Raw genomic sequence first — 23153 nt, 5'->3', positions numbered from 1 at the left:
GGAGTTATCCCAATCTACAAGGTAGGTTGCCCACGTGTTACTCACCCGTCCGCCGCTAAAATCAGAAGAAGCAAGCTTCTTCATCATTCCGCTCGACTTGCATGTATTAGGCACGCCGCCAGCGTTCGTCCTGAGCCAGGATCAAACTCTCCATAATAGGTGAGTCGATTAGCTCGACTTTGTTGCTGGCGTCAAATTAATGACGTTTTAAAATGAACAATTAAGTTCAAGTTTYGCTTCCCACACCGAAGTGTGTTCCGCTTTATTGTTGACGTTTTGCTGTTCAGTTTTCAAGGTTCATTTCGTTGGTCACTCTCGCGACAGCAACTTTTATATCTTAGCAAATCCAGATTGTCATGTCAACAAAAAGTTTTGCTTTTTCTTTTTTGTTTGCCGCTTGTTTTGACGACTTTTGTATCTTACCATCCTCCAACAAAGTATGTCAATACAATATCATAATTTTTATTGGAGAAAAATAAACTAGTTCATGGGAGGTTGTGTAACTAATTGAAGACACGTATTTTTATAGCCTTAATCAGTGTGTTCGTTTTTTTCTTATTTATTCAACAAAGTGAGCGATGGACATCAGTTTTCCGAGTAACAGAGCAACCTGACGTTTTGATGAAGGGCAATCATGGAATGACACTCACTGTGGATTTGTCTTTTGGCCGTGAAGATGTTGACGAGTGGATTACAAAGTTAGAAAAACCTTATCCACTTCTATTTCTCGATGCAGATTGGATTGAACGTTCTCCTTTAATCGTGAAAAAGATTAAAGAAAAAAAGATTCCAGTGGGATTACTTGGACACGAAAGCAAACACTATGAAGAAACACCTGAATTATTGGGAGAAGAAATCGAACGCTTCAAATCCGCATTCGGTGTTATACCGCTTTGGTATCGGACATATGATCACACTTTTCCCGAGCCATTAAAGACACAAGTATGGGATTATCAAATGAATATGGTCAGTGCAAACGTCAATTGGATAACTGGTAATGCTCCTACAATTCGGAAAGGAGATATTGTATCCGTTGCTTTACACCAAGAAACTCGTGTTGATCTAAAAGAACTGATTACTTATCAAAAAGCGCATCCTTTCGTTTCTATAGAAGAAACCCTTTTTGGTTATCAGACGGAAACGAAAACTTTTCCCTAAAAAATCGAATGACGCCAAAGCTATTGTAACTCCTTTGATTGCATTTATACTTTCGGACAATAAGAAAAGGACATCCAAATTGTGGATGCCCTTTTTTTATGCTTTTGCTTTTGCAGCTTCAGCGCGTGCTTTTCTTCGTTCTTCTAATTTTAAACGGTCTGCATCTGACTTCGCATTGTATTTTGGCAATTTTAAAAGTTGGTATGCATTCACAGCTAATAATGGGAACAATAATAAAGTCACATAACGGTCTACATCTTTTTCATCTACCATTAAAACCGGTAACCATTCTAAAGTTGTGATGACAATCATGAAAAATAACGCGGAAATGAATGCGTGTTTTTTTGTCCATTTTGCTTTGAAGTAAGCAACAACCAATCCGGTAACCAACAGTACAGTCAACAGTCCCAAGTACAACAGAAGTTGTGATTGGGTCTCTGCTAGTGGCATAAATCGGAATTTAATCAAATCAAAAATGACTAATGCAATAATTAATAATTGTACCCAGTTCCATAACGTAAGCGTTCTAAAAATATTTACACCGAATTGATGAACTGTCAGATAGGCGAAAAACCCCATTTGACTGAGAACACTCATTGTCATTCCAAGAAACACAAACCATAAGAAACTGGCTGCGAATTCTAAGTACTCACCACTTGCAACATATGGTGCAAATGCGTCTTCCCATCGAATAAATAAACTAAGTACACCAGTAACGGCTCCGCCGATTAGTAGTCCCTTAATGAAAAATATAACCCAATTTCGTATCGTCACAGCAAAAAATCCTCCGTTTTTCTCGAGTTCCTCTTCTGATTGTATCAACGAATAAGTAAAAAATCTATTTTACGAAGAGTTATCTACATATTCTCAGCGATTTTGTGAACAATAAATGAAAAGGCCAGTGCGAGAAAAGAGGTTGAGTATGCGAAAATGGATAATTCTTATAGGTATCGTTTTATTGACAGGCTGTGGAGGGCAACAACAAAGTAATCCTTCTTATGAAGAAACGAAAAAAATGGTTACAGACACGATGCAAACTGAAGAAGGCAAAAAGGTAATGCGACAAATGCTTTCGGATCCTGAATTTAAAGAACTGTTAGTTTTGGAACAGGAAGATGTAAAAAGCTCAATTGAAAACACACTTCTTTCTAAGGATGCGGAAAAGTTTTGGAAGGATACTTTTAAAGATCCAACCTTCTCCGAAACATTTGCTAAAAGCATGAAGGAACAGCAACAAAAAATCATGACTGATTTAATGAAAGATGCTTCTTTCCAAAAGGAATTAGAATCATTCTTTGGACAACCTGACATGCAAAAACAAATGGAAACAATTTTAAAGTCGTCAACAAATCGCAAAGAAATCGAAAAAATTGTGCAGGAAACGATTGATAGTCCGCTTCTAAAAGCTAAATGGGTAGAATTAATTAAAGCGGCTGGCATGACTGAAGAACAAGGGAAATCATCATCAAAAGGATCTGGTGGCGGTAGTAAAGACGCCGGAGGAAATAAACCACAATAACAGAAACCCCCGCTCGTAATATGCTGAGCGGGGGTTTTACATTATTTTGTTAATTTATTAATGACTTTTGAAGCAATTTCTTCATAAATTTTACCCGTTGTGTGTAAACGTGAATAAACAGATGGTGCAAAATCATCCTCGTTCCAATCAGGTTGACCTAATGGAATTTGCCCAAGAAGCTCTGTACGAAGCTCATCTGCAAGCTTCGGACCGCCACCTTTACCGAAAACATATTCTTTTTCGTTAGATGTTTTCGACTCGAACCATGCCATATTTTCAATTACACCTAGTACTTCATGATCCGTTTGTAGAGCCATAGCACCAGCACGTGCTGCCACGAATGCTGCGGTTGGATGAGGTGTTGTTACCACGATTTCTTTTGATGCTGGAATCATTTGATGGATATCGAGTGCAACGTCACCTGTTCCAGGTGGTAAATCAAGTAGTAAATAATCCAGCTCGCCCCACTCAACATCTTTAAAGAATTGATCTAATACTTTCCCTAGCATCGGACCACGCCATACTACAGGCGCATTATCTTCTACGAAGAAGCCCATTGAGATGACTTTTACGCCAAAACGTTCAACTGGAATGATGCGATTGCCATCAATTTTTGGGCTTTGTTGTATTCCCATCATATCCGGCACGCTGAATCCATAAATATCCGCATCGATTAATCCGACTTTTTTTCCTAAACGAGCTAATGCCACTGCCAAATTGACGGAAACCGTAGACTTCCCTACGCCTCCTTTACCTGAGGCAATTGAGATAAATTCCACTTTATTTAATGGCGACAACAAATCCTGAGCTTCAGACTCTGTTGCCGTTCCACGGAATTGTGCCAACACTTCTGCAGGTAATTCTTCAAAGCGAATCCCCACTGTACCAACGCCCGCTTGTTTCAATGAGTCTACAACTTTCATTTGCAACTGCATTTGTTCCGCAGTGTTTGTTTTCGCAATCGCCAGCTTTACACTAACGTGATTTTTTTCTTCTTTAATGGATACTTCTTTAATGCCATTTGTTTCGAGTAACGTTTTATGTAAAAAAGGGTCCAGTAATTGCCCGAGCATTTCACGGACCTGTTGTTCATTCATCAATTTAGACACTCCTTCAATGTACATTTCGTCCTATAGTATATCATATCCAATTGGAGGTGGTAGTGTTGTAAGATATCCAGATTGAGTGGGTAGGATTGATAAACGGTTACTCGTCAACTTTTCTAAATTACCGGAACATGGTCATTCATGTCATTGCATTTGACTGTCTACATACTTTTCAATGCCATCAGCAATCGCTTCTGCCATTTGCTCCTGGTAATCTTTTGATGTCAGCAACTTTCGTTCTTCAGGATTACTTAAGAAACCAGTTTCCACTAAGACCGCCGGCACAGTTGCTTTTTTCAATAAATAAACTTGTTTGATTGCCAATGCTTCACGGTCGGTGTTTCCGATATGTTCCCGGATGGCACCTTGAATCGCTTTTGCAATAGCCGCTCCACCTTCATGGCCGTCTCTATGGTAAAACACTTGAGCTCCGCGCCATCTTGCATCCGGTATGGAGTTTACATGAACACTGATAAATAAATCCGCATCTGAATTAACAATCATTTCTTCACGCAATTTCAAATCAGCGAGTTTTCTAGCTCGAATTGTCGGAAAAGTTGCTTTTGGATTGTGCTCCGCTACTGCATCATCTGCATGTGAACGTGTCATGACTACTTCTGCACCCAACTTCTTCAATTCCTTCTCGAGCTCTTTCCCCAGTGCAAGCGTAATATCTGACTCGACGACCTCACCCACCGATGCTCCCCCGTCCATTCCTCCATGACCCGGGTCTACCACAATTTTCATTCCACCAAGAGGGGCAGGCAAAAAGAATGCGCGATCGGAAGCTTGCGTTTCATAAACCACAACCGTTACTGAAACTAACAATAAAAGTCCAATTACTATCCAGCGTTTCAACGCGTACGACACCACCTTTTAAACTCACTATACGTATGTCCGAGGCGAACTATGAGCAAAAGATTGATTGCTTTTAAAACATATAAAACCTTTTCCATGAAAAGAAAAGGTTTCGTCAAATATTAACGGTATTTCAATCGTCTTCTCCTAAATCAATGTAAATGGTGCCATCCGATTCAATCTCGGCATAGAATACTTGTTGTATTGAATTCACGCCATGTTTCTTCAACTGTTTCATTACCCACTCTTCTGTTACGCCAGCTCCCTGCAAATTTCGAAGAATGATTTTACCTTCCGCAATGATTGTGCAGGGCATATATTTCGGTACAACGATTTGTGCTTTTACATCTTGCTTCGTCGCTGATTGCTGCGCAACTTTTTTGAAAACACTCAGCTCTCCGTTTGTTTCCAAAACGGCAAAATGCACATCCTTAACTGAGAAAATCCCCTGCATTCTTAGTAACATATTTAAATCTCCAATAGGAAGGCGGCTTTTCTTAAGTCCGTTCTCCAAAATCTTTCCATTCTTTATGACAATCATCGGTTTATCATCGAGTAATGATTTTGCCTTGGCTGATTTCATTGATATATAACTGAAAATCACTGTTAGAATAGACCACCAAATCAATGATGTTATCGCATTGAAATAATGAGTATCGTCATGTGCAACCACTTCACCAGCTATCGAACCAATAGTGATACCGGTTATGTAATTAAAAAAGGTTAACTGACTTAATTGTTCCTTACCTAAAAGCCGTGCAAGACCAAGCAAGACCACAAAAGTAACGGTCGTTCTAACAATCATCTCTAAAAAACTATAATTATCCAGATCCATATGTAACTTCCCCTTCCTCTCACTGCACCGCCTTTTTCATTATTTCCGAATGTAAGATTGCTTATTCACTATAGGGGGATGAAGTTCTACAAACCTTTCTCGTTAAATTACATACGATAGTAAGAGGGGGGACTTCCAGCATGAATGACGATCAGTTTCGAAAACAGTTAAATTCAAAATACACCCTGCATGACTTATTGAAAGGGCAAGACCTCGATATCATAGCCGCCTCTTTACTACTCTTAGGTAAATTAAAAGTGGAATCAGTTCAACTATTTCGTAACTCCCCCAGTATTAGCGTGACATTAATTGGGAAATACCGAAATTTAAAAGATGATAAAACGAATCAGATGGCTGATTTTTTGGATAAAAACGGTGACATGACCCTTGACGAAGTGTTTGATGCCCTAAGTAAACGCATGAATAAAAAAAGGAAGTGATACATTTGAATTGTTTTGATGCTAAAAGTAGTTCCAGTTTTGATGGAGTGAAATTTGTGAATGTGATTTTACTTGTTGTGTTCATTTCCCTTCTAATTTTCGGTTCCAGAGATATTCCAGATGTGACATTTGAATCCGGTATCATTTGAGAACTCATATGTTAAACTCAAAATAAATGGCCACAAACCTCGAAAGAGGATCGCGGCCATTTTATAAATTTCTATTTGTTCGAAAGCCCGAAAACACTCCAACTCTTTTATAATCAAACTCCAAATGAAATAACAGGTACTTTTACCTTTTTACTCTTCATAGCTAGCAGACTAGTCATCGTCCCCACACAGATTACTGTGATAAATGATAAAACCAAAGAACTGTCGTCAATTAAAAAGTAACCTGTAAAAACTATAATGAAATCAATCATAAAGATAATCACTCCGGGATTGATTTTCAAATAATTTGCTATAATTTGTCCCAGCAAATCCGTTCCGCCAATACTAGTATCGTAACGAAGCATGAGTCCTATTCCAGCACCAACAAATATGCCCCCTAGTACTGCGCTCCCTAACGGATTTTGATCCAGAACATAACCTAAGGCCCGTAACGGATTATACGTTAAATCCACTACGAAGGAAGAAATCAGCATACCGTGAATACTATTGTATAAAAAAGATCGATTATAAAACAAAGCAAGAATCAATACAGGAATACTCAACAGGATCACCAGCAATCCCACTTGCATCCCTGTCAGGTAATGCAATATTAACCCCATCCCAAAAGTGCCACCATCCAATAACTCATGGTTAATCAGAAAAACGTTCACGCCTATTGCCATCAACAAACTTCCAACAACAATCGATATCGTTTTATGTATAAAGGGCATGCTATTCCACCTTCTTAAAATCACCTTACTGAATGTATATGATTACTTTTCGTAAATATTTCAAATTGAAAAATCCATCTGTCGTCCTACAAACAAAAAAGATGACTAAACTTATTAATATGTGAAGCCATCTGCTAACTTGTTCCTTTTTTATCCGATAAAGCGAACGAGCTCCCTATTAAATTTTTTCATCTCACAATAGAACAACCCATGCCCACTGTAATAAAAAGGAATGAGTTCCGATCCTTTTATACCCTCATGCATTAACTCGCCCAATACATATGGACATACTTTATCTTGTTTCCCATGGAAAATGGCGGTAGGAACATGGATTTTGGCTAGATCATTTCGTAAGTCTTCATCCCTTAGTGCCAAGAGACACATGGCAGTTGAATGACCGGAAGCTTCTAATCCTAAACTCTGAAACCAATCAATAAAACTTTCAGTTAGATACCTTGCGAAAAAAATATCGCCAAAACCAGCCAGCATTTGCGGTCGATTGGTATACGTTTCTTGAATCAATTGATTTACTTCTTCTGTTGTTTTTCCATATAGAAAATCAGGACGTTCGGTAAAGGAAGGTGCAGCTGCGCCAAAAAGAGCCAGCTTTGAAATTTTATGGCCTTCATGGCGGGCCATATAGCGTATGGCAATCGCGCCTCCCATTGAGTGACCAGCTAGAATGACATCCTCCAATTGCAGCGTATCGATTATAACTCGTACATCATCAGCCATTCGATCGTAATTATAACCATCCCAAGGGCGATCAGATTTTCCAAATCCCCGATGATCGATTCCGATACAGCGGTAACCCATTGCAGGTAGCTGATCGAACTGATATTCAAACATTTTATGATTGGCTGGCCATCCATGCAAAAACAGAATGGGCTTGCCATTTCCAGGATTCAAATCCTCAACGTAAATATTCACATTCTCTTCAACCGTAATATAATAACCGATTCTTCTTCCCCCGTTACCATGATGTGATAAAGTGCCCACTGTATTTCACCCAGTCTTAAGAGTGCGCTTGATTTTATACAACCTGGCGACTCATTCTGGGGTTAGTCTAAAAAGTGTACACGCCTGAAAGAGAATCTTTATACTAAAAGAAACTGGGCGGAGGCGCTGAAATTGAATGGGAAACATTATTCGCATGAGTACAAAGAACAAATAGCTAAAATCATTGTYGAAGACCGACGCAGAGCWRCGGAGGTTGCTCGTGAATTAGAAATTCCAAGATCCACACTTTATAAATGGATAGGYGAATACAAACAGAAACTGAATCCAGATKCAGGTAAAATCATTTTCCATTCAGATTCGGACGTGAAGAAAATGGAGAATACCTATAAAAAACAACTTAGTGACTTGCAGGAAGAGCTTGAAATATTAAAAAAGGCCATGCACATCTTTGCCAAAAACCAGTAGTCATTTTCGGATTTATATTTRATCAKGAAGGAAATTACTCTGTGGAAAAGATGTGCCATGTATTGGGTGTCTCCARGACAGGTTACTACCGCTGGAAGGCTCGAATGAAAAATCCAAACCTTGAAAAGCAAAAATACAAGGAGGATGTTTGCAGAAAAATCTCTAAATCTTATTACGAAAGTTACTGTACTTATGGAAGTCCTCGAATTCATCAAGATYTTCTCAATTGGGGATTCGAAATTTCACTTAAGACTGTAGCACGTTATATGCGAGAAATTGGCCTARGGGCCATYCAAAGCGATAAGTACATGGTTACCACAGACTCTAAACATGACCAGCACATATATCCARATCTAGTGAATCGCAACTTCAACATAAGTGAACCGAATCGTATCTGGGTTGCAGATATCACCTATATTTGGACTTCAGAAGGGTGGTTATATTTGGCGAGTATTATGGATCTATATTCTCGTAAAATCATTGGATGGTCATTAGATGYTCACATGCRAAAGGACTTGCCTYTACAGGCACTAGAAAATGCTTWTAWTTCACGTGAAGTCTCAGATAACCTCATTCATCATTCAGATCGTGGAGCTCAATACTGYTCGACGGATTAYGTTGATAAATTACTTGAACATGACATTCAAATTAGCATGAGCCGYAAAGGTGATCCTTATGACAATGCTTGTATTGAGTCTTTTCATGYCACAATCAAGAAAGAATTGATTTATCGTACAAAATTTAAAACCCGGTCTGAAGCACGGAAAGCTATAACAAATTACATTATTAGCTTTTATAATGAGCGTCGAAGACACTCCACCATAGGATACTTATCTCCTAGTTACTACGAGAAAAAGTACCGTTTATTAAGTGCGCCAAAAATCTCCTAAATTAACCATAGAGCTCTAAAAGAGAAAGTGATGGTCTTTCACTTTCTCTTTTAGAACTCTTCACCAAACGTAGTGCGGTAGGCACTTTGTTTTGCGAGAATATTAATAAAAAAGTGTACACTTTCTTGACAGAAGTCCATTCTGTCTACCTGGAAGCGAAAACTGTCTACTTGGATAGCCCTTCTGTCTACCTGGAGCACTAAACTGTCTACCTGACATCCTAACTGCGGTTTCGGTTTACTTTCTTTACTGATTGTTCATTTTTTTACTTGCCTGCAGAAGTTTGGATTCTCCTGTCTTTTCCCATGCTTCAACTGTCTCGTAAGCCTGTTGTGGTGTGTATCCTTGGCCAACGAGTATGCCCATCAAAATGAATTCCTGATAAATGTGTGTAGAATTGATGCCCCTCTTTTCATCTTCGAGTGCTTCTTCCACCAGGAATTCTGTGTATCTGATCCAATCGTCAGGCGATTTCCTATTCGTTGAACTGCCTGATCCGATATCCCTTGTTCGATTTTCGGTATAGAGGAAATTATATTTCGAAGCATGCTTCAATTCGTCAGTAAGAATGTTAAACACCAAGTCCCTATTTTGGCGATCAGGTAAGCCTTGCCGAATTACTCGGTACTTCTCCACTGCCCTTAGTTCCCCGAACAATGCTTGCTGTAAGCCTTCCTCATATGAAGAAGGTTTGGTAAATTCTTCTCCTGGAGCATCCGGTACATCCTGTCCGGTATACATTTTATACATTTGTTTGAACATCAGATTGTGACGGATCTCATCGTCACGTATGGAAGCAATGATGTCCTTGTCCTCTTGCGTTGGTGCTACTGATATTAAATAATCATAAAAAAGACGATCTTCCTGTTCCCCTTGCACTGCTTCGGCCATCAACATCAGAGAATTTTGCAGAGCCTGCATATCATATCTTTGCACTGCATAATAACCTGGATTATTCAAAGTGGTCCCCCTTCGTATGTTCATCCTTGCTATTCTATGTAAAGAAACTTGGAAGTATTAAACAAAAGTAATACATATCAAGTTATACGAGTACCTTCATTTTAAACACCAAAAATCCTCTCCCACGAATGGGAAAGGGTTTTTGAAAATCCGAAGATAAACGTTTTGAGAACTGAGGTGCAATTAAAAAGTTCATGCAAACAATTATGAAACCGAAGCAGATTGAAGCATTTTTGCATTGAACCCTTTCACGATCAGCCATACCGCTAATATCATTTCAAAGAAGAAGATCGGAATTGCCAGGATGGTTCCCCATGTTGAAACCTGCTGAATCACCCCGAACATTTCTAACAAAGCTGCGATTATAATCATTGATGCTCCTGCAAGGCCCATGACGGATATAAATCTGGGTACAAGTTTAGATTGATAAAGCAAATAGCTATACATCAAAGTGTTTACACCTAACATGAAGTTGGGACCCAAAATAAAAGTCCAGTCATGTACTGCCAGTAACAATGCGCCTGAAGTTTGATATGCGGATATACTCGGATTATCTGAACTTACGAATACCTGGCTTAACGTCAATAGAGAAAGTACGCTGACTATGCCAATTACAATGAGAACAGTTTCAAAAAAACGGAAACACACATACCCACGTGCAATGCTTTCATTTTGTTTTCTTATATATGGATATAGCATAATGGCAGTGCCAATAGCAGAACATGCCAGAATCAACTCAAAAATCGCCCCAAGTATTATCTGGTTTTCGTTTTTAGCTCCCGAAACGAGGTAATCAGGGTCATTGAGAATCGGATTATACAAAATAAGCCCTATGATTGCCGCAACCGTCGCAACAATATAAAGCACTCCGATAATTCTTGCATTTAATTTGCTTGATTTCACTTATTCAATTCCCTTCCTTTTTTAATTACACTAGGACCGTAATTTGTGTACACACACACTTGCTATTATTTATCCTCCTCCGATTCCTTATATTCATTAATATCAACGAATACGAATAAATAGAACAACAGTTAAAACGAGCAAGATCTATATTTATAGAACAGCAAAAGAGCAAACCGCACGTATATTGAGTTATAATCTGTGGTCAAAACAATTTTCCATACACAAAAAAACCCTCTCCCACGAATGGGAAAGGGTTTTTGAAAATCCGAAGATTAACGTTTTGAGAACTGAGGTGCACGACGAGCGCCTTTAAGACCGTATTTTTTACGTTCTTTCATGCGTGAGTCACGAGTTAACAATCCTGCAGATTTCAATGCTGGACGGAAATCAGGATCTACATGAAGTAGTGCACGAGCAATACCATGACGGATTGCGCCTGCTTGACCTGTGTATCCACCACCATTAACGTTTACATGGATATCGTAGCTTCCAACTGTTTCAGTTGCTACTAATGGTTGTTTGATGATTTCGCGTAATGTTGCGAATGGTACGTAGTCTTCTACGTCACGTTTGTTGATTACGATTTTGCCTTCGCCCGGTACTAAACGTACACGTGCAGTTGAGCTTTTACGACGACCTGTGCCGATATATTGAACTTGTGCCAAGGTTGTATCCTCCTCTATGATTATCCGCGAAGCTCATAAGCTTCTGGTTTTTGTGCTGCATGTGGATGTTCTGCTCCAGCGTATACGTGAAGTTTAGTGAACGTTTGACGACCTAAAGAGTTTTTAGGAAGCATCCCTTTGATTGCTAATTCAAGCATTTTTGTAGGGTAGTTTGTACGCATTTGTAATGCAGTACGTTTTTTCAATCCACCAGCAAATTGTGTATGACGGTAGTAAATTTTGTCTGTCAATTTTTTACCAGTCAATTCGATTTTCTCAGCGTTGATAATGATCACGTGATCACCTGTGTCAACGTGTGGTGTGAATGTTGGTTTGTTTTTTCCACGTAAGATAGCAGCTACTTCAGAAGCTAAACGACCAAGTGTTTGGCCTTCTGCGTCTACTACTAACCATTTACGCTCTACTTCGTGACCTTTAGCCATGAATGTTGTACGCATGTATTTTGTCCTCCTAATTCGATCTAATCTGATTTAAAATTTTCTATATCATCATCAACAACAAGTTTCGGGGCTTATTGTGGGGTTAATGAAATACCATGTGTCATCATATAACGTATGGAACAAAAAGTCAAGGAATTATTTTAAAACACCTGGACGTGTTGCTTCATTCGGAATAAAATACAGATTCTAAGTACAAACCGTGTGCCGGCGCGGTTTTACCGGCCTTTTTGCGATCCATTGCGGCAAGCATTAGTACCATGTCGCCCGGCTCGCGACGACCAATCCCAACTTCCCACAAATTCCCCGCAATGATGCGAACCATATTATATAAAAACCCGTCGCCTTCAATCACCATATGAAGCTCACCCTGCTCACTTTCAATCAATTCTAATCGTTTGATGGTTCGGACCCGGTCGATTACTTCTGTGCGAGCTGAACAAAAACTCGTAAAATCATGTGTACCTAAAAACGCTTGAGCGGCTTCTCTCATTCGTTCGATGTCCGGATTGGCTCCAGGCATATAAACGACGTAATGACGCTTAAAAGGGCTCTCAACGTCTCCTAAGCCCCATTTGTATCGATACACTTTGCCCGTAGTCCCATACCGCGCGTGAAAATCATTTGATACTTCTTCCACAGACACCACTCGGATATCACCGGGCAGCTGAACATTTAGTGCCCGTTGCCATCGCTCGATGGGAAATTGCAGGTCGGTATCAAAATGGATGACTTGTCCAATCGCATGAACACCAGCATCTGTGCGGCCACTTGCCACAACACGTACGATTGTCCCTTTGTGCATTTTTGTCAGGACACGCTCCAGTTCGAGCTGTACCGTTCGAGCATTAGGCTGCACTTGATAGCCGGCAAATCCATAGCCGTCATACATGATAATTGCTTTTAAGCGTTTCACTGCATTTTTCCCTCCAGTTTTACGATCGGAGCCACCAAAGTAATAAAGTTAAAATCCCTAACATAGCGAGGGCAGTACTGTCCCGCCAATCCCACTTTAATTGACGGTATCGTGTTCGCCCTTCTCCACCACGGTAGCCACGTACTTCCATCGCTACAGCTAAATCTTCTGCCCGTTTAAATGCACTGACAAACAAAGGGATAAGTAACGGCACAACCGCTTTGATTCGCTCTTTGATGGAGCCCGTACTAATATCGGATCCGCGGGCCATCTGGGCTTTCAAAATTTTATCAGTTTCATCCATCAACGTTGGAATAAAGCGCAACGAAATCGACATCATCAACGCGAGTTCATGCACGGGTAATTTGAAACGCTTGAAAGGGTTCAATAGAACTTCCATTCCATCTGTTATTGAAATCGGCGAAGTGGTCAGTGTTAAAATGGATGTGATAAAGACCAGAACCAAAAATCGAGTGGAAATGAAAATACCTTGTCTCAGTCCTTCTTCATACACTTCGATAAACTGCCATTTCCACAATAAGTCTCCTTCTTTTGTAAAGAAGATGTGGATCAGGAAAGTAAATATGAGTAAAAACATGATGGGTTTCAACCCATTAATTAAGAAATATAGACGAATACGTGATAGCAAAACAGTTCCTAAAGTGAATGCAAGAATTAATGCATATGTCACAGCATTGTTTGCCAAAAAGACAATGGCAATAAACAAAAAGACAAATACCAGTTTCGAACGAGGGTCCAGTTTATGTACAAATGAATCCCCTGGAATATAACGACCAAATATCATTTTTTCCATCATAAGGAATCACGCTCCCTTTGGACGACACGACTTATTTCCAGCGCTAACTGTTCTTCCGTCAAGCAGAGTCTGTCCAATGGATAACCTAGTCGAGCTTCAACTTGACGTTGGAAACGTACAACACGTGGTGCTGCTAAACGATATTCAGCAAGTCTCTCGTCATTTCCGAAAATAGTGACCGGATCGCCACTTAGAACACATCGGCCATCATGCATGATCGCTACTCGATCTGCATAGCGCGCCGCATCTTCCATGGAATGGGTTACCAAAACCGTGGTTAATCCTTTTTCTACATGCAGTTGGTGGAACAAATCCATGATTTCCTGACGCCCACGTGGGTCCAAACCTGCTGTAGGCTCATCTAATACCAAGACGCTAGGTTCCATCGCCAACACACCCGCAATGGCCACTCGTCGCATTTGACCACCCGACAAATCGAACGGTGACTTGTCCAGTACTTCTTCAGGTAAACCCAGTTGGTCAGCTAAGACACGTGCCCGTCGCTCCGCCTCTTCTTTTGGTACGCCAAAGTTTAAAGGTCCAAACATGATATCTTTCAATACAGTCTCATCAAACAATTGATGTTCAGGAAATTGAAAAACGATGCCAATTTGCTGACGAATCGATTTTAAGTTCTTCGCTTTCTTGCCAGCTTCAATCGTCATATCGCCAAGCTGTACTGACCCTTCAGATGGTTTCAATAGTGCATTTAAATGTTGCAGTAAAGTCGATTTCCCTGAGCCAGTATGTCCGATAATAGCCTGGTAGGAACCAGAAGGAATATGTAAATCCACGTCGTATAGTGCACGCTTTTCAAAAGGTGTCCCTTTGGCGTAGGCATACCCTACTTGTTGAAGTTGGATGTCCATACATCATTCACCAACTCTTGTTCTGACATGTGTTCGTTTTTTAACTCTATTCCATTCGCACGTAATAGACTGCCCATTTTCATGGCAAATGGCAGATCTAATCCTAGTGCCACCAGTTCTTCTCCACGAGAAAAAATTTCAGCTGGTGTGCCTTCAGCGTATTTGTGCCCGTTATTCATTACAAAAATGCGATCAGCAAGTAAAGCTTCCTCGAGATCATGCGTTATGGATAAAACCGTTAACTGTGTTTTCTCCCGTAATCTACGAACTGTAGTTAATACTTCTTCTCGCCCTTGTGGGTCGAGCATAGAAGTAGCTTCATCCAAGATAAGAATTCTCGGCTTTAAAGCCAATGCACCCGCAATGGCTACTCGTTGCTTCTGTCCCCCAGATAAATGATGAGGTTCACTATCTAAGAAATTTTCCATTTTCACTTGCGCAAGGGACTCGTGCACACGTACAACCATATCTTTAAACGGAACTCCGTTATTTTCCAAAGCAAAAGCGACATCATCCTGGACGGTAGCCCCGACAAATTGATTGTCTGGGTTTTGAAATACCATGCCCATTTGTGAACGAATATCCCATAAATTCTCTTCATTCAGCGTTTCACCAAGAACACGTACTTCCCCCGATTGAGGAAATAACAGTCCATTCATGAGTTTCGCCATTGTGGATTTACCAGAACCATTATGACCAACAATTGCAATCCACTCGCCATCATTGACAGAAAAAGAAATGTTTTCTACAGCTTTTCGCGCATCTTTTTCTTCTGGTGAATATGTATAGGTGACTTCATGTAGTGATATTATTTCTGTCATCTCTATATGACCTCCTCTTACTCTGCTCGAACTCAACTCATTCTCGTCAATGTTTCTATTTTACACTATTACAAAAACACAGTTTGCACCAGTAAAGGTGCAAACTGAGTATATATTCATACACTGATATCCAAATAATGAATATTTTCTATCAATGAAATAAAAAAGCGCGCACCTCATTCAGAGAAATGCGCTCTTCTATATCTTTTTCGTATTCGGTTGCTCAGACCGTCTACGTGAATGAGGTGCGTAGAGCTAGACGAGACGCTACCTAAAGGTCCGCTCATCGTAACGCTCTGCTTTTCATTATGTCGTATAAATCTTTTCTTTTAAAAAGAAGAGGGCGGCTACTAACCTAGAACCCTCTTCGAATTGTGATGATTAAACTAATTCAATCACTACAACAGGTGCTCCGTCTCCACGACGAGGTCCCATTTTCATAATACGTGTGTATCCGCCTTGACGATCAGCGTAGCGTGGTGCTACATCATCAAACAATTTTTGCAAAGCATAAACTGTTGTTTCAGTGCCTTCTTCATCAGTAGCAGTCACTAGTTCACGACGAATATAAGATGCAGCTTGACGGCGTGCATGCAAATCTCCACGTTTACCTAATGTAATCATTTTTTCAACAACTGAACGAAGTTCTTTCGCACGAGCTTCTGTCGTTTGAATGCGTTCGTTGATGATCAAATCAGTTGTTAAGTCACGTAACATCGCTTTACGTTGAGAACTTGTACGACCAAGTTTTCTGTAACCCATAGATGTTTACCTCCTTTGTTGAATATTAATCTGTTATATCAAAAAAGTCGCTTAGTCTTCTTTGCGTAATCCTAAGCCAAGCTCTTCTAACTTCGCTTTTACTTCTTCTAGTGATTTACGTCCAAGGTTACGTACTTTCATCATGTCGTCTTCTGACTTGTTAGCTAACTCAAGTACCGTGTTGATACCAGCGCGCTTCAAGCAGTTATAAGAACGAACAGAAAGATCAAGCTCTTCGATAGTCATCTCCAACACTTTTTCTTTTTGGTCTTCTTCTTTCTCAACCATGATTTCAGCAGTTTTTGCCTCATCAGTCATACCAACGAAGATATTTAAATGCTCCGTTAAAATTTTCGCGCCAAGCGAAATCGCCTCTTTAGGACCGATGCTGCCATCTGTCCACACATCAAGAGAAAGTTTATCGAAGTTAGTCATTTGACCAACACGAGTATTTTCTACTTGGAAATTGACGCGTGAAACTGGAGTATATATAGAGTCGATTGGGATCACGCCGATAGGAAGATCCTCACGTTTGTTTTGATCAGCAGGAGTGTAACCGCGGCCGCGTTGTGCATACATACGCATACGCAAATGACCATTTTTACCGATTGTTGCAATATAGAGATCAGGATTTAAAATTTCTACATCACTGTCATGTGTAATGTCAGCAGCTGTAACCGTTCCATCACCTTTAACATCAATCTCAATGACTTTTTCTTCGTCAGAGTAGATTTTAAGAGCTAGTTTCTTCACGTTCATAATAACTGAAGCGACATCTTCAACTACGCCCTCAATAGTAGAGAACTCGTGAAGCACGCCATCAATTTGAATAGAAGTTACAGCAGCCCCTGGTAAAGAAGACAAAAGGATACGACGTAGGGAATTACCTAATGTGTTTCCATATCCACGCTCAAGCGGTTCTACAACAAACTTGCCAAATTTGGCACCTTCGCTGATCTCAACCGTTTCAATCTTTGGTTTTTCAATTTCGATCATTCAAATATACCCTCCTTCAAAACATCGAATGTATAGGTTCGTTCCATCAGAAATCAATAAGTACTAAGACTTATCGGTGATTGCACAACTCAGTTTGTACAAGAAATGATGTTCTCAATCAATTAATTGAGTCGCACCTATTACACGCGACGACGTTTTGGTGGTCGGCAACCGTTATGCGGAACTGGAGTTACATCTTTAATAGCTGTAACATCTAGACCAGCAGCTTGAAGTGCACGAATTGCAGCTTCACGACCAGCACCAGGACCTTTTACCGTTACTTCTAACGTCTTAAGACCGTGTTCCACAGAAGCTTTCGCCGCTGCTTCAGCAGCCATTTGCGCAGCAAACGGAGTTGATTTACGAGAACCTTTGAAACCAAGTGAACCAGCACTTGACCAAGATACCGCATTTCCTTGCATATCTGTAATCGTTACAATTGTGTTGTTAAATGTAGAGCGGATGTGAGCAATACCGGATTCGATATTCTTTTTCACACGACGCTTACGTGTTTGTTGTTTACGTGCCATGTTAGGAAGAAACCTCCTTTACCGATTATTTTTTCTTGTTAGCAACAGTTTTACGAGGACCTTTACGCGTACGCGCATTGTTCTTCGTATTTTGACCGCGAACAGGTAAACCTCTACGATGACGGATACCACGGAATGAACCGATTTCCATCAAGCGTTTAATGTTTAATGATACTTCACGGCGAAGGTCACCTTCTACCTTGAAAGCACCGATTGATTCACGAATTTTGTTCAATTCGTCTTCTGTAAGATCACGCACGCGTGTATCTTCAGCAACTCCTGCAGTAGCTAAAACTTTTTGTGCAGTTGTTTTACCAATCCCGAAAATATATGTTAATGAAATAACAACGCGTTTATCGCGCGGAATGTCAACACCAGCAATACGAGCCATGTGTGTCGTGCACCTCCTTCAAATTAGCCTTGTTTTTGTTTATGTTTAGGATTTTCACAGATTACCATTACTTTACCGCGTCGGCGAATAACTTTACATTTTTCGCAGATCGGTTTCACAGATGGTCTCACTTTCATCTAACCCAACCTCCTTAGTGGTCCGGAGTGCAAAAGATTATTTAAAACGGTATGTGATACGACCGCGAGTTAAATCGTAAGGAGAAAGTTCAATTGTGACTTTATCTCCAGGCAGGATGCGGATAAAGTGCATACGGATTTTGCCCGAAACATGTGCAAGAATCGTATGACCGTTTTCCAATTCTACCTTAAACATCGCGTTTGGCAAAGTCTCAACAACTGTACCTTCGACTTCAATTACATCGTCTTTCGCCATCAACCCTGTCTCCCTTCTGTATAAAAAATCAGGTTCTCATCATCAAATCAAACGGAATGTTCCGCAAATCGAAACCCGTGTAGGATTCTTTTCGTTTCAACATATGTTTGTTTTGCATGAGAGATGTTCGAAAGACACTCGTCAGGCTTCGCTTCTGGCAACCTACGGAGTAGACTGACCCGGGTGAACCTTGTCTCCCTCATGTAAACACGACCGCTCGGAATGCCTTGGATGAGTTCCACCATATCCGTTACACAGATGCTTCCACGAAACCCATTATACCTTGTCGGAAGTAGAAATGCACGAAAGGACAAAGGGATCCTCTTAGACGTAACATTGTCTATTTCGTTCTTTCGTATATCGGGCATAATTTGCTTTTGCAGCTCTAGAAATTAAATTCCGTTTACAAGCGTGCCGCTAGGTTCAGCTGCGGTTGCCCTCTAAAAGAGCGTTTAAATCAGCAAATACCTTATGAATGTCTTGCTGACCGTTAATATTTGTCAACACGCCTTTGTTGCCATAATAGTCAAGCAAAGGTTGTGTTTGTTTCATATTTACTTCCAGACGGTTTGTGACCGTTTCCGGATTGTCATCCGCGCGCTGGTAAAGCTCGCCCCCATCTTTATCACACACTCCATCTTTTTGAGATGGATTGAAGATTAAATGGTACGCAGTGCCGCAGACTTTACAGATGCGACGACCAGTTAGGCGCTTAATCAAATCTTCTTGTTCAACTTGGATGTTCAAAACGTGCTCTACGTCTTTGTTCAAATCTGCTAAAAGCGCATCAAGTGCTTCAGCTTGAGGAACAGTACGTGGAAACCCGTCCAATAGAAATCCTTTTTCACAATCAGCTTTGCTTAATCTTTCACGGACAATTCCGATCGTTACTTCATCAGGTACTAATGCACCCTCATCCATAAACGATTTGGCTTTTAGGCCTAGTTCCGTACCATCTTTTATAGCTGCTCGGAACATGTCGCCTGTAGAAATATGAGGGATTTCGTACTTCTCAACAATTTTATCTGCTTGAGTGCCTTTACCTGCACCTGGCAGACCCATTAAAACGATATTCATACGTTTTGCCCCCTGCTACAATTTGCAGGATAAAAGGAACGAAATCGTTCCTCTAAACCTACATTATTTCATGAAGCCTTTGTAGTGGCGTTTCACTAGTTGTGCTTCGAGCTGTTTCATCGTTTCCAGTGCAACACCGACAACGATTAACAAGCTTGTTCCACCGATTTGTGCAGAAGCTGGAAGACCAGCAAAGTTAATGAACAAAATCGGCATGACTGCGACTAGCGCAAGGAAAATCGCACCCACGAAAGTTAAACGATACAAAACTGTTGTTAAGTAGTCTTGTGTGTTTTTTCCTGGACGAATTCCTGGAATATATGCACCTTGCTTTTTCAAGTTATCGGCAACATTTTCAGGATTCACTTGAATGAACGCATAGAAATACGTAAATGCAACGATTAACGCTACATAGATGAGCATGCCCACCGGTTGCGAGTAATCAAACGTGTTCTGAATGAAATCTGTTACTTTATTCTGTCCAAAGAAGGTAGAAAGTGTTTGTGGTGTAATGATAAACGCCACTGCGAAGATAACTGGAATAACACCAGCTGCATTCACTTTTAACGGTAAGTGTGTCTGTTGAGCACCAGTAGTACCACGGCCAGTTACACGTTTTGCATACTGAATCGGAATTTTACGTAACGCTTGTTGAACGTAAATGACTCCTACAGTGATTGCAATAATCGCTAAAAGAAGAAGTGCCAAAATCGCAATTTTGATGAATAATTGATCACCAGCGTCTTCAATTTGAGACGCATAGATTTGGTTAGCAGTACTTGGCATCGCAGCAACGATACCTGCAAAGATGATAATGGAAATACCATTACCGACACCTTTAGCAGTGATCTGCTCAGATAACCAAAGAAGGAACGCAGTTCCACCTGTTAACACAATAGCTATGACAATATACGTTGAAATGCCATCGGCTTTAATTAAAGAGCCACCATACATACGGTTAAACCCGTAAGACATTGCCATCGCTTGAATGAACGCCAACACGATTGTGAAGTAACGTGTGAACTGAGCAAGTTTACGTCTTCCGACTTCACCTTGTTTTGCCCACTCCGTAAACTTCGGTACAACATCCATTTGTAGCAATTGTACAATGATGGATGCAGTGATGTACGGCATGATTCCCATTGCTAAAATCGAGAAGTTAGCAAGGGCACCGCCACCAAATGTATTTAAGAAACCAATTAAGCTAAACTGGTCAGCTGCTTGCAAGACTTGAGCATCAACGTTTGGTACCGGAATGAAAGTTCCGAGACGGAAAACGATCAGCATCAACAGGGTGAAGATAATTTTATTTCGTATATCTCTAACGCGCATAAAGTTGGAGATTGTCTGAAACATTATACCACCTCTGTTTGTCCGCCCGCAGTTTCAATAGCTTCTTTAGCTGAAGCAGAGAACTTGTGAGCTTTCACAGTAAGCTTTTTGTCAAGAGATCCGTTACCAAGAATCTTGATTCCAGCTTTTTCGCTGCTCACAAAACCTGTTTCAATAAGCAAAGCAGGTGTAACCTCTGTGCCTTCTTCGAAACGGTTTAATGTATCAAGGTTCACAATAGCGTATTCTTTACGGTTAATGTTCGTAAAGCCGCGTTTTGGTAAGCGTCGGAACAATGGGTTTTGACCACCCTCAAATCCTGGACGAACACCGCCGCCAGAACGAGCGTTTTGACCTTTATGACCTTTACCTGCAGTCTTACCATTACCAGAACCAATCCCGCGACCTTTACGCTTGCGCTCAGAACGAGATCCTTCTGCCGGTTTTAACTCATGCAGTTTCATATGTGTGGCACCTCCTTATTCTAAAGTACGTTTTATAGTTCCTTTACAGAAACTAAATGAGCTACTTTCCCAACCATCCCACGGATAGCTGCGTTGTCAGCATGCTCAACAGTTTGATGCATTTTACGTAAGCCAAGAGCTTCTACAGTTTTACGTTGATCTGGTTTAGAACCAATCACGCTTTTAGTGAGGGTAACTTGTAATTTTGCCATTGTCATTTCCCCCCTTAACCTAGTAACTCTTCAACTGATTTGCCGCGTAATTTAGCAACGTCCTCAGCACGTTTTAGTCCAGTTAAGCCATTGATTGTAGCACGTACCATGTTGATTGGTGTGTTAGAACCAAGAGATTTAGAAAGAATATCAGTAATACCAGCTAGCTCAAGTACAGCACGAACTGGACCACCAGCGATAACACCAGTACCAGGAGCAGCAGGCTTGATTAAGATTTCACCAGCGCCAAAGTTACCGATAATTAAGTGTGGAGTAGTACCACGTACCATAGGCACTTCGATCAGGTTTTTCTTCGCATCTTCTACTGCTTTACGGATAGCATCAGGTACTTCTTGTGCTTTACCAGTACCGAATCCTACGTGGCCATTCTTGTCACCAACAACAACCAATGCAGTGAAGCGGAAACGACGTCCACCTTTTACAACTTTAGCTACGCGGTTAATAGTAACAACGCGTTCTTCAAGTTCAAGTTTGTTTGGATCAATGCGACGCATGAAATGTGTCCCTCCTTCTTATTAAAATTCTAAGCCATTTTCGCGAGCAGCTTCAGCTAAAGCTTTAACGCGTCCATGATATAAGTAACCGCCACGGTCGAATACAACAGATTTGATGTTTTTTTCCGTAGCACGTTTAGCGATTGATTCACCGATTGCGATTGCAGACTCTACATTACCTTTACCATCGAAATCTTTTTCCATAGTAGAAGCACTTACAAGTGTTACACCAGCAGTATCATCGATCAATTGCGCGTATAGATGTTTATTAGAACGGAATACGTTTAAACGAGGACGTTCAGCTGTACCCGTGATTTTAGAACGTACACGTGCATGACGTTTTTTACGAACTTGATTTTTATCTTGTTTCGTAATCACAGAGGTCACTCCTTTCTAATGCTTAGGCAGCATTATTTACCTGTTTTACCTTCTTTACGACGAACAACTTCGCCTTCATAACGAATACCTTTACCTTTATACGGCTCTGGTGGACGTGTTTGACGGATGTTTGATGCTAATGCACCAACGCGCTCTTTGTTAATTCCTTTGATGCTGATCTTAGTGTTTGTAGGAACTTCTACAATTAAGCCATCTTCAGGAGTAAATTCTACTGGATGAGAGAAACCAACGTTCAATACAAGTTTTTCACCTTGTAAAGAAGCGCGGTAACCAACACCAACTAATTCAAGATTGCGTTCGAACCCTTTAGATACACCTTCAACCATGTTTGCAAGCAAAGCACGAGTTGTACCGTGAATCGTACGGTGTTCTTTAGATTCAGAAGGACGTGTTAAAGTAACAACGTTTTCTTCTTTTTCGATTTTAATATCTGCATTAAAAGTACGAGTAAGCTCGCCTTTTGGACCTTTTACAGTAACTTCATTGTTTGCACCAATTGTTACAGTAACGTCAGCAGGAACCTCAATTGGTTTTTTACCTACACGAGACATTTATTTGC

At 40.6% G+C, this 23153-nt stretch carries 33 protein-coding genes and 1 rRNA gene; 6 read left to right on the top strand and 28 right to left on the bottom strand.

Annotated features, from left to right (window positions below; translation table 11 throughout):
• A 16S ribosomal RNA gene (locus tag AC1DSK_RS11385) occupies positions 1-157 on the bottom strand; the annotation flags it as partial.
• A gap of 350 nt (positions 158-507) precedes the next feature.
• Here AC1DSK_RS11385 and AC1DSK_RS11380 point away from each other — a divergent pair.
• Complete coding sequence (locus AC1DSK_RS11380; protein ID WP_477548766.1) at positions 508-1158, top strand: hypothetical protein; 651 nt, start codon at positions 508-510, stop codon at positions 1156-1158.
• 96 nt (positions 1159-1254) lie between these two features.
• Here AC1DSK_RS11380 and AC1DSK_RS11375 read toward each other — a convergent pair whose 3' ends face one another.
• Positions 1255-1932 carry a KinB-signaling pathway activation protein gene (locus AC1DSK_RS11375; RefSeq protein WP_477548765.1) on the bottom strand — a complete coding sequence of 226 codons (678 nt, stop codon included), beginning with the start codon at positions 1930-1932 and terminating at the stop codon, positions 1255-1257.
• 148 nt (positions 1933-2080) lie between these two features.
• On the opposite strand from AC1DSK_RS11375, the gene gerD reads away from it, so the two are divergent.
• On the top strand, positions 2081-2677 hold the full coding sequence (gene gerD / locus AC1DSK_RS11370) for a spore germination lipoprotein GerD (RefSeq protein ID WP_477548764.1): 597 nt from the start codon (positions 2081-2083) through the stop codon (positions 2675-2677).
• Between the two features lie 41 nt (positions 2678-2718).
• Here gerD and AC1DSK_RS11365 read toward each other — a convergent pair whose 3' ends face one another.
• The 3 genes from AC1DSK_RS11365 to AC1DSK_RS11355 form a co-directional block, all read right to left on the bottom strand.
• Positions 2719-3777, bottom strand: a complete 1059-nt coding sequence (locus AC1DSK_RS11365) for a P-loop NTPase (protein WP_342542701.1) — start codon at positions 3775-3777, stop codon at positions 2719-2721.
• Between the two features lie 150 nt (positions 3778-3927).
• Positions 3928-4641 (bottom strand): N-acetylmuramoyl-L-alanine amidase, encoded by a 714-nt coding sequence (locus AC1DSK_RS11360; RefSeq protein WP_342542700.1) that lies wholly within the window; start codon positions 4639-4641, stop codon positions 3928-3930.
• Positions 4642-4774: 133 nt separating this feature from the next.
• On the bottom strand, positions 4775-5476 hold the full coding sequence (locus AC1DSK_RS11355; RefSeq protein WP_477548763.1) for a DUF421 domain-containing protein: 702 nt from the start codon (positions 5474-5476) through the stop codon (positions 4775-4777).
• Between the two features lie 140 nt (positions 5477-5616).
• Here AC1DSK_RS11355 and AC1DSK_RS11350 point away from each other — a divergent pair, with 140 nt between their 5' ends.
• Together AC1DSK_RS11350 and AC1DSK_RS11345 are read left to right on the top strand one after the other, a co-directional pair.
• Complete coding sequence (locus AC1DSK_RS11350) at positions 5617-5916, top strand: hypothetical protein (RefSeq protein ID WP_016429918.1); 300 nt, start codon at positions 5617-5619, stop codon at positions 5914-5916.
• Between the two features lie 5 nt (positions 5917-5921).
• Positions 5922-6065, top strand: a complete 144-nt coding sequence (locus AC1DSK_RS11345) for a hypothetical protein (RefSeq protein WP_477548762.1) — start codon at positions 5922-5924, stop codon at positions 6063-6065.
• Positions 6066-6178: 113 nt separating this feature from the next.
• Here AC1DSK_RS11345 and AC1DSK_RS11340 read toward each other — a convergent pair whose 3' ends face one another.
• Both AC1DSK_RS11340 and AC1DSK_RS11335 read right to left on the bottom strand, forming a co-directional pair.
• A complete protein-coding gene (locus tag AC1DSK_RS11340) occupies positions 6179-6796 on the bottom strand; it encodes a YitT family protein (protein ID WP_477548761.1) in 618 nt (205 codons plus the stop codon).
• Positions 6797-6946: 150 nt separating this feature from the next.
• Positions 6947-7756 carry an alpha/beta fold hydrolase gene (locus AC1DSK_RS11335; RefSeq protein ID WP_477548768.1) on the bottom strand — a complete coding sequence of 270 codons (810 nt, stop codon included), beginning with the start codon at positions 7754-7756 and terminating at the stop codon, positions 6947-6949.
• Between the two features lie 171 nt (positions 7757-7927).
• Between AC1DSK_RS11335 and AC1DSK_RS11330 the strand changes: the two genes are divergently transcribed.
• Both AC1DSK_RS11330 and AC1DSK_RS11325 read left to right on the top strand, forming a co-directional pair.
• Positions 7928-8221, top strand: a complete 294-nt coding sequence (locus tag AC1DSK_RS11330; RefSeq protein WP_477547186.1) for a transposase — start codon at positions 7928-7930, stop codon at positions 8219-8221.
• A complete protein-coding gene (locus AC1DSK_RS11325) occupies positions 8182-9111 on the top strand; it encodes an IS3 family transposase (protein ID WP_477547302.1) in 930 nt (309 codons plus the stop codon). The genes AC1DSK_RS11330 and AC1DSK_RS11325 overlap by 40 nt, the downstream gene beginning before the upstream one ends.
• A gap of 246 nt (positions 9112-9357) precedes the next feature.
• Here the strand turns inward: AC1DSK_RS11325 and AC1DSK_RS11320 are convergent, their stop codons facing one another.
• From AC1DSK_RS11320 to rplF, 21 genes are all read right to left on the bottom strand, one after another.
• Entirely contained in the window at positions 9358-10071 is a 714-nt protein-coding gene (locus AC1DSK_RS11320) for a ferritin-like domain-containing protein (protein WP_477547185.1), read from the bottom strand.
• Between the two features lie 204 nt (positions 10072-10275).
• Entirely contained in the window at positions 10276-10974 is a 699-nt protein-coding gene (locus AC1DSK_RS11315; RefSeq protein ID WP_477547184.1) for a DUF4386 domain-containing protein, read from the bottom strand.
• Between the two features lie 275 nt (positions 10975-11249).
• A complete protein-coding gene (gene rpsI / locus AC1DSK_RS11310; protein ID WP_016429914.1) occupies positions 11250-11642 on the bottom strand; it encodes a 30S ribosomal protein S9 in 393 nt (130 codons plus the stop codon).
• Between the two features lie 20 nt (positions 11643-11662).
• Positions 11663-12100, bottom strand: coding sequence for a 50S ribosomal protein L13 (rplM, locus tag AC1DSK_RS11305; RefSeq protein ID WP_016429913.1), 438 nt, complete (start codon positions 12098-12100; stop codon positions 11663-11665).
• A gap of 166 nt (positions 12101-12266) precedes the next feature.
• A complete protein-coding gene (truA, locus tag AC1DSK_RS11300; RefSeq protein WP_477547183.1) occupies positions 12267-13016 on the bottom strand; it encodes a tRNA pseudouridine(38-40) synthase TruA in 750 nt (249 codons plus the stop codon).
• A gap of 19 nt (positions 13017-13035) precedes the next feature.
• On the bottom strand, positions 13036-13833 hold the full coding sequence (locus tag AC1DSK_RS11295) for an energy-coupling factor transporter transmembrane component T family protein (RefSeq protein ID WP_477547182.1): 798 nt from the start codon (positions 13831-13833) through the stop codon (positions 13036-13038).
• Positions 13830-14702, bottom strand: coding sequence for an energy-coupling factor ABC transporter ATP-binding protein (locus AC1DSK_RS11290; RefSeq protein ID WP_477547181.1), 873 nt, complete (start codon positions 14700-14702; stop codon positions 13830-13832). Before AC1DSK_RS11290 ends, AC1DSK_RS11295 begins: the two co-directional genes overlap by 4 nt.
• A complete protein-coding gene (locus tag AC1DSK_RS11285) occupies positions 14678-15523 on the bottom strand; it encodes an energy-coupling factor ABC transporter ATP-binding protein (protein ID WP_477547180.1) in 846 nt (281 codons plus the stop codon). Before AC1DSK_RS11285 ends, AC1DSK_RS11290 begins: the two co-directional genes overlap by 25 nt.
• Positions 15524-15904: 381 nt before the next feature.
• The gene (gene rplQ / locus AC1DSK_RS11280) at positions 15905-16285 is read right to left on the bottom strand and encodes a 50S ribosomal protein L17 (RefSeq protein WP_016429908.1); all 381 of its coding nucleotides are present in this window, start codon (positions 16283-16285) and stop codon (positions 15905-15907) included.
• A gap of 51 nt (positions 16286-16336) precedes the next feature.
• Positions 16337-17281, bottom strand: coding sequence for a DNA-directed RNA polymerase subunit alpha (locus tag AC1DSK_RS11275; RefSeq protein WP_016429907.1), 945 nt, complete (start codon positions 17279-17281; stop codon positions 16337-16339).
• 140 nt (positions 17282-17421) lie between these two features.
• Positions 17422-17811, bottom strand: a complete 390-nt coding sequence (gene rpsK, locus AC1DSK_RS11270; RefSeq protein WP_016429906.1) for a 30S ribosomal protein S11 — start codon at positions 17809-17811, stop codon at positions 17422-17424.
• 25 nt (positions 17812-17836) lie between these two features.
• Positions 17837-18202, bottom strand: a complete 366-nt coding sequence (gene rpsM, locus AC1DSK_RS11265) for a 30S ribosomal protein S13 (RefSeq protein WP_016429905.1) — start codon at positions 18200-18202, stop codon at positions 17837-17839.
• 23 nt (positions 18203-18225) lie between these two features.
• Positions 18226-18339 carry a 50S ribosomal protein L36 gene (gene rpmJ, locus AC1DSK_RS11260; RefSeq protein WP_000868344.1) on the bottom strand — a complete coding sequence of 38 codons (114 nt, stop codon included), beginning with the start codon at positions 18337-18339 and terminating at the stop codon, positions 18226-18228.
• Positions 18340-18376: 37 nt separating this feature from the next.
• The gene (gene infA, locus AC1DSK_RS11255) at positions 18377-18595 is read right to left on the bottom strand and encodes a translation initiation factor IF-1 (RefSeq protein WP_016429904.1); all 219 of its coding nucleotides are present in this window, start codon (positions 18593-18595) and stop codon (positions 18377-18379) included.
• A 423-nt stretch (positions 18596-19018) separates the two neighbouring features.
• The gene (locus AC1DSK_RS11250) at positions 19019-19672 is read right to left on the bottom strand and encodes an adenylate kinase (RefSeq protein ID WP_477547179.1); all 654 of its coding nucleotides are present in this window, start codon (positions 19670-19672) and stop codon (positions 19019-19021) included.
• 63 nt (positions 19673-19735) lie between these two features.
• The gene (gene secY / locus AC1DSK_RS11245) at positions 19736-21028 is read right to left on the bottom strand and encodes a preprotein translocase subunit SecY (RefSeq protein WP_477547178.1); all 1293 of its coding nucleotides are present in this window, start codon (positions 21026-21028) and stop codon (positions 19736-19738) included.
• Entirely contained in the window at positions 21028-21468 is a 441-nt protein-coding gene (rplO, locus tag AC1DSK_RS11240) for a 50S ribosomal protein L15 (RefSeq protein ID WP_477547177.1), read from the bottom strand. The genes secY and rplO overlap by 1 nt, the downstream gene beginning before the upstream one ends.
• A 32-nt stretch (positions 21469-21500) precedes the next feature.
• Positions 21501-21680 carry a 50S ribosomal protein L30 gene (gene rpmD / locus AC1DSK_RS11235; protein WP_016429900.1) on the bottom strand — a complete coding sequence of 60 codons (180 nt, stop codon included), beginning with the start codon at positions 21678-21680 and terminating at the stop codon, positions 21501-21503.
• A 14-nt stretch (positions 21681-21694) separates the two neighbouring features.
• A complete protein-coding gene (gene rpsE, locus AC1DSK_RS11230) occupies positions 21695-22195 on the bottom strand; it encodes a 30S ribosomal protein S5 (protein WP_016429899.1) in 501 nt (166 codons plus the stop codon).
• 21 nt (positions 22196-22216) lie between these two features.
• Positions 22217-22573 carry a 50S ribosomal protein L18 gene (rplR, locus tag AC1DSK_RS11225; RefSeq protein ID WP_016429898.1) on the bottom strand — a complete coding sequence of 119 codons (357 nt, stop codon included), beginning with the start codon at positions 22571-22573 and terminating at the stop codon, positions 22217-22219.
• 32 nt (positions 22574-22605) lie between these two features.
• Positions 22606-23145, bottom strand: coding sequence for a 50S ribosomal protein L6 (rplF, locus tag AC1DSK_RS11220; RefSeq protein WP_477547176.1), 540 nt, complete (start codon positions 23143-23145; stop codon positions 22606-22608).
• Positions 23146-23153: the final 8 nt, after the last annotated feature.

The organism is Paenisporosarcina sp. P4_B8 (genome assembly GCF_056402175.1).
The sequence above is the reverse complement of the archived record's forward strand: the minus strand, read 5'-3'. Positions and strand labels throughout refer to the sequence as shown.

Excerpts from the sequence above, each read along its gene's own strand:
- gerD (WP_477548764.1), top strand. The coding sequence starts at position 2,081 with ATGCGAAAATGGATAATTCTTATAGGTATCGTTTTATTGACAGGCTGT.
- AC1DSK_RS11355 (WP_477548763.1), bottom strand. The coding sequence starts at position 5,476 with ATGGATCTGGATAATTATAGTTTTTTAGAGATGATTGTTAGAACGACC.
- AC1DSK_RS11350 (WP_016429918.1), top strand. The coding sequence starts at position 5,617 with ATGAATGACGATCAGTTTCGAAAACAGTTAAATTCAAAATACACCCTG.
- AC1DSK_RS11340 (WP_477548761.1), bottom strand. The coding sequence starts at position 6,796 with ATGCCCTTTATACATAAAACGATATCGATTGTTGTTGGAAGTTTGTTG.
- rplM (WP_016429913.1), bottom strand. The coding sequence starts at position 12,100 with ATGCGTACAACATTCATGGCTAAAGGTCACGAAGTAGAGCGTAAATGG.
- AC1DSK_RS11295 (WP_477547182.1), bottom strand. The coding sequence starts at position 13,833 with ATGATGGAAAAAATGATATTTGGTCGTTATATTCCAGGGGATTCATTT.
- AC1DSK_RS11290 (WP_477547181.1), bottom strand. The coding sequence starts at position 14,702 with ATGGACATCCAACTTCAACAAGTAGGGTATGCCTACGCCAAAGGGACA.
- AC1DSK_RS11285 (WP_477547180.1), bottom strand. The coding sequence starts at position 15,523 with ATGACAGAAATAATATCACTACATGAAGTCACCTATACATATTCACCA.
- rplQ (WP_016429908.1), bottom strand. The coding sequence starts at position 16,285 with ATGGGTTACAGAAAACTTGGTCGTACAAGTTCTCAACGTAAAGCGATG.
- AC1DSK_RS11275 (WP_016429907.1), bottom strand. The coding sequence starts at position 17,281 with ATGATCGAAATTGAAAAACCAAAGATTGAAACGGTTGAGATCAGCGAA.
- rpsK (WP_016429906.1), bottom strand. The coding sequence starts at position 17,811 with ATGGCACGTAAACAACAAACACGTAAGCGTCGTGTGAAAAAGAATATC.
- rpsM (WP_016429905.1), bottom strand. The coding sequence starts at position 18,202 with ATGGCTCGTATTGCTGGTGTTGACATTCCGCGCGATAAACGCGTTGTT.
- rpmJ (WP_000868344.1), bottom strand. The coding sequence starts at position 18,339 with ATGAAAGTGAGACCATCTGTGAAACCGATCTGCGAAAAATGTAAAGTT.
- infA (WP_016429904.1), bottom strand. The coding sequence starts at position 18,595 with ATGGCGAAAGACGATGTAATTGAAGTCGAAGGTACAGTTGTTGAGACT.
- AC1DSK_RS11250 (WP_477547179.1), bottom strand. The coding sequence starts at position 19,672 with ATGAATATCGTTTTAATGGGTCTGCCAGGTGCAGGTAAAGGCACTCAA.
- secY (WP_477547178.1), bottom strand. The coding sequence starts at position 21,028 with ATGTTTCAGACAATCTCCAACTTTATGCGCGTTAGAGATATACGAAAT.
- rplO (WP_477547177.1), bottom strand. The coding sequence starts at position 21,468 with ATGAAACTGCATGAGTTAAAACCGGCAGAAGGATCTCGTTCTGAGCGC.
- rpmD (WP_016429900.1), bottom strand. The coding sequence starts at position 21,680 with ATGGCAAAATTACAAGTTACCCTCACTAAAAGCGTGATTGGTTCTAAA.
- rpsE (WP_016429899.1), bottom strand. The coding sequence starts at position 22,195 with ATGCGTCGCATTGATCCAAACAAACTTGAACTTGAAGAACGCGTTGTT.
- rplF (WP_477547176.1), bottom strand. The coding sequence starts at position 23,145 with ATGTCTCGTGTAGGTAAAAAACCAATTGAGGTTCCTGCTGACGTTACT.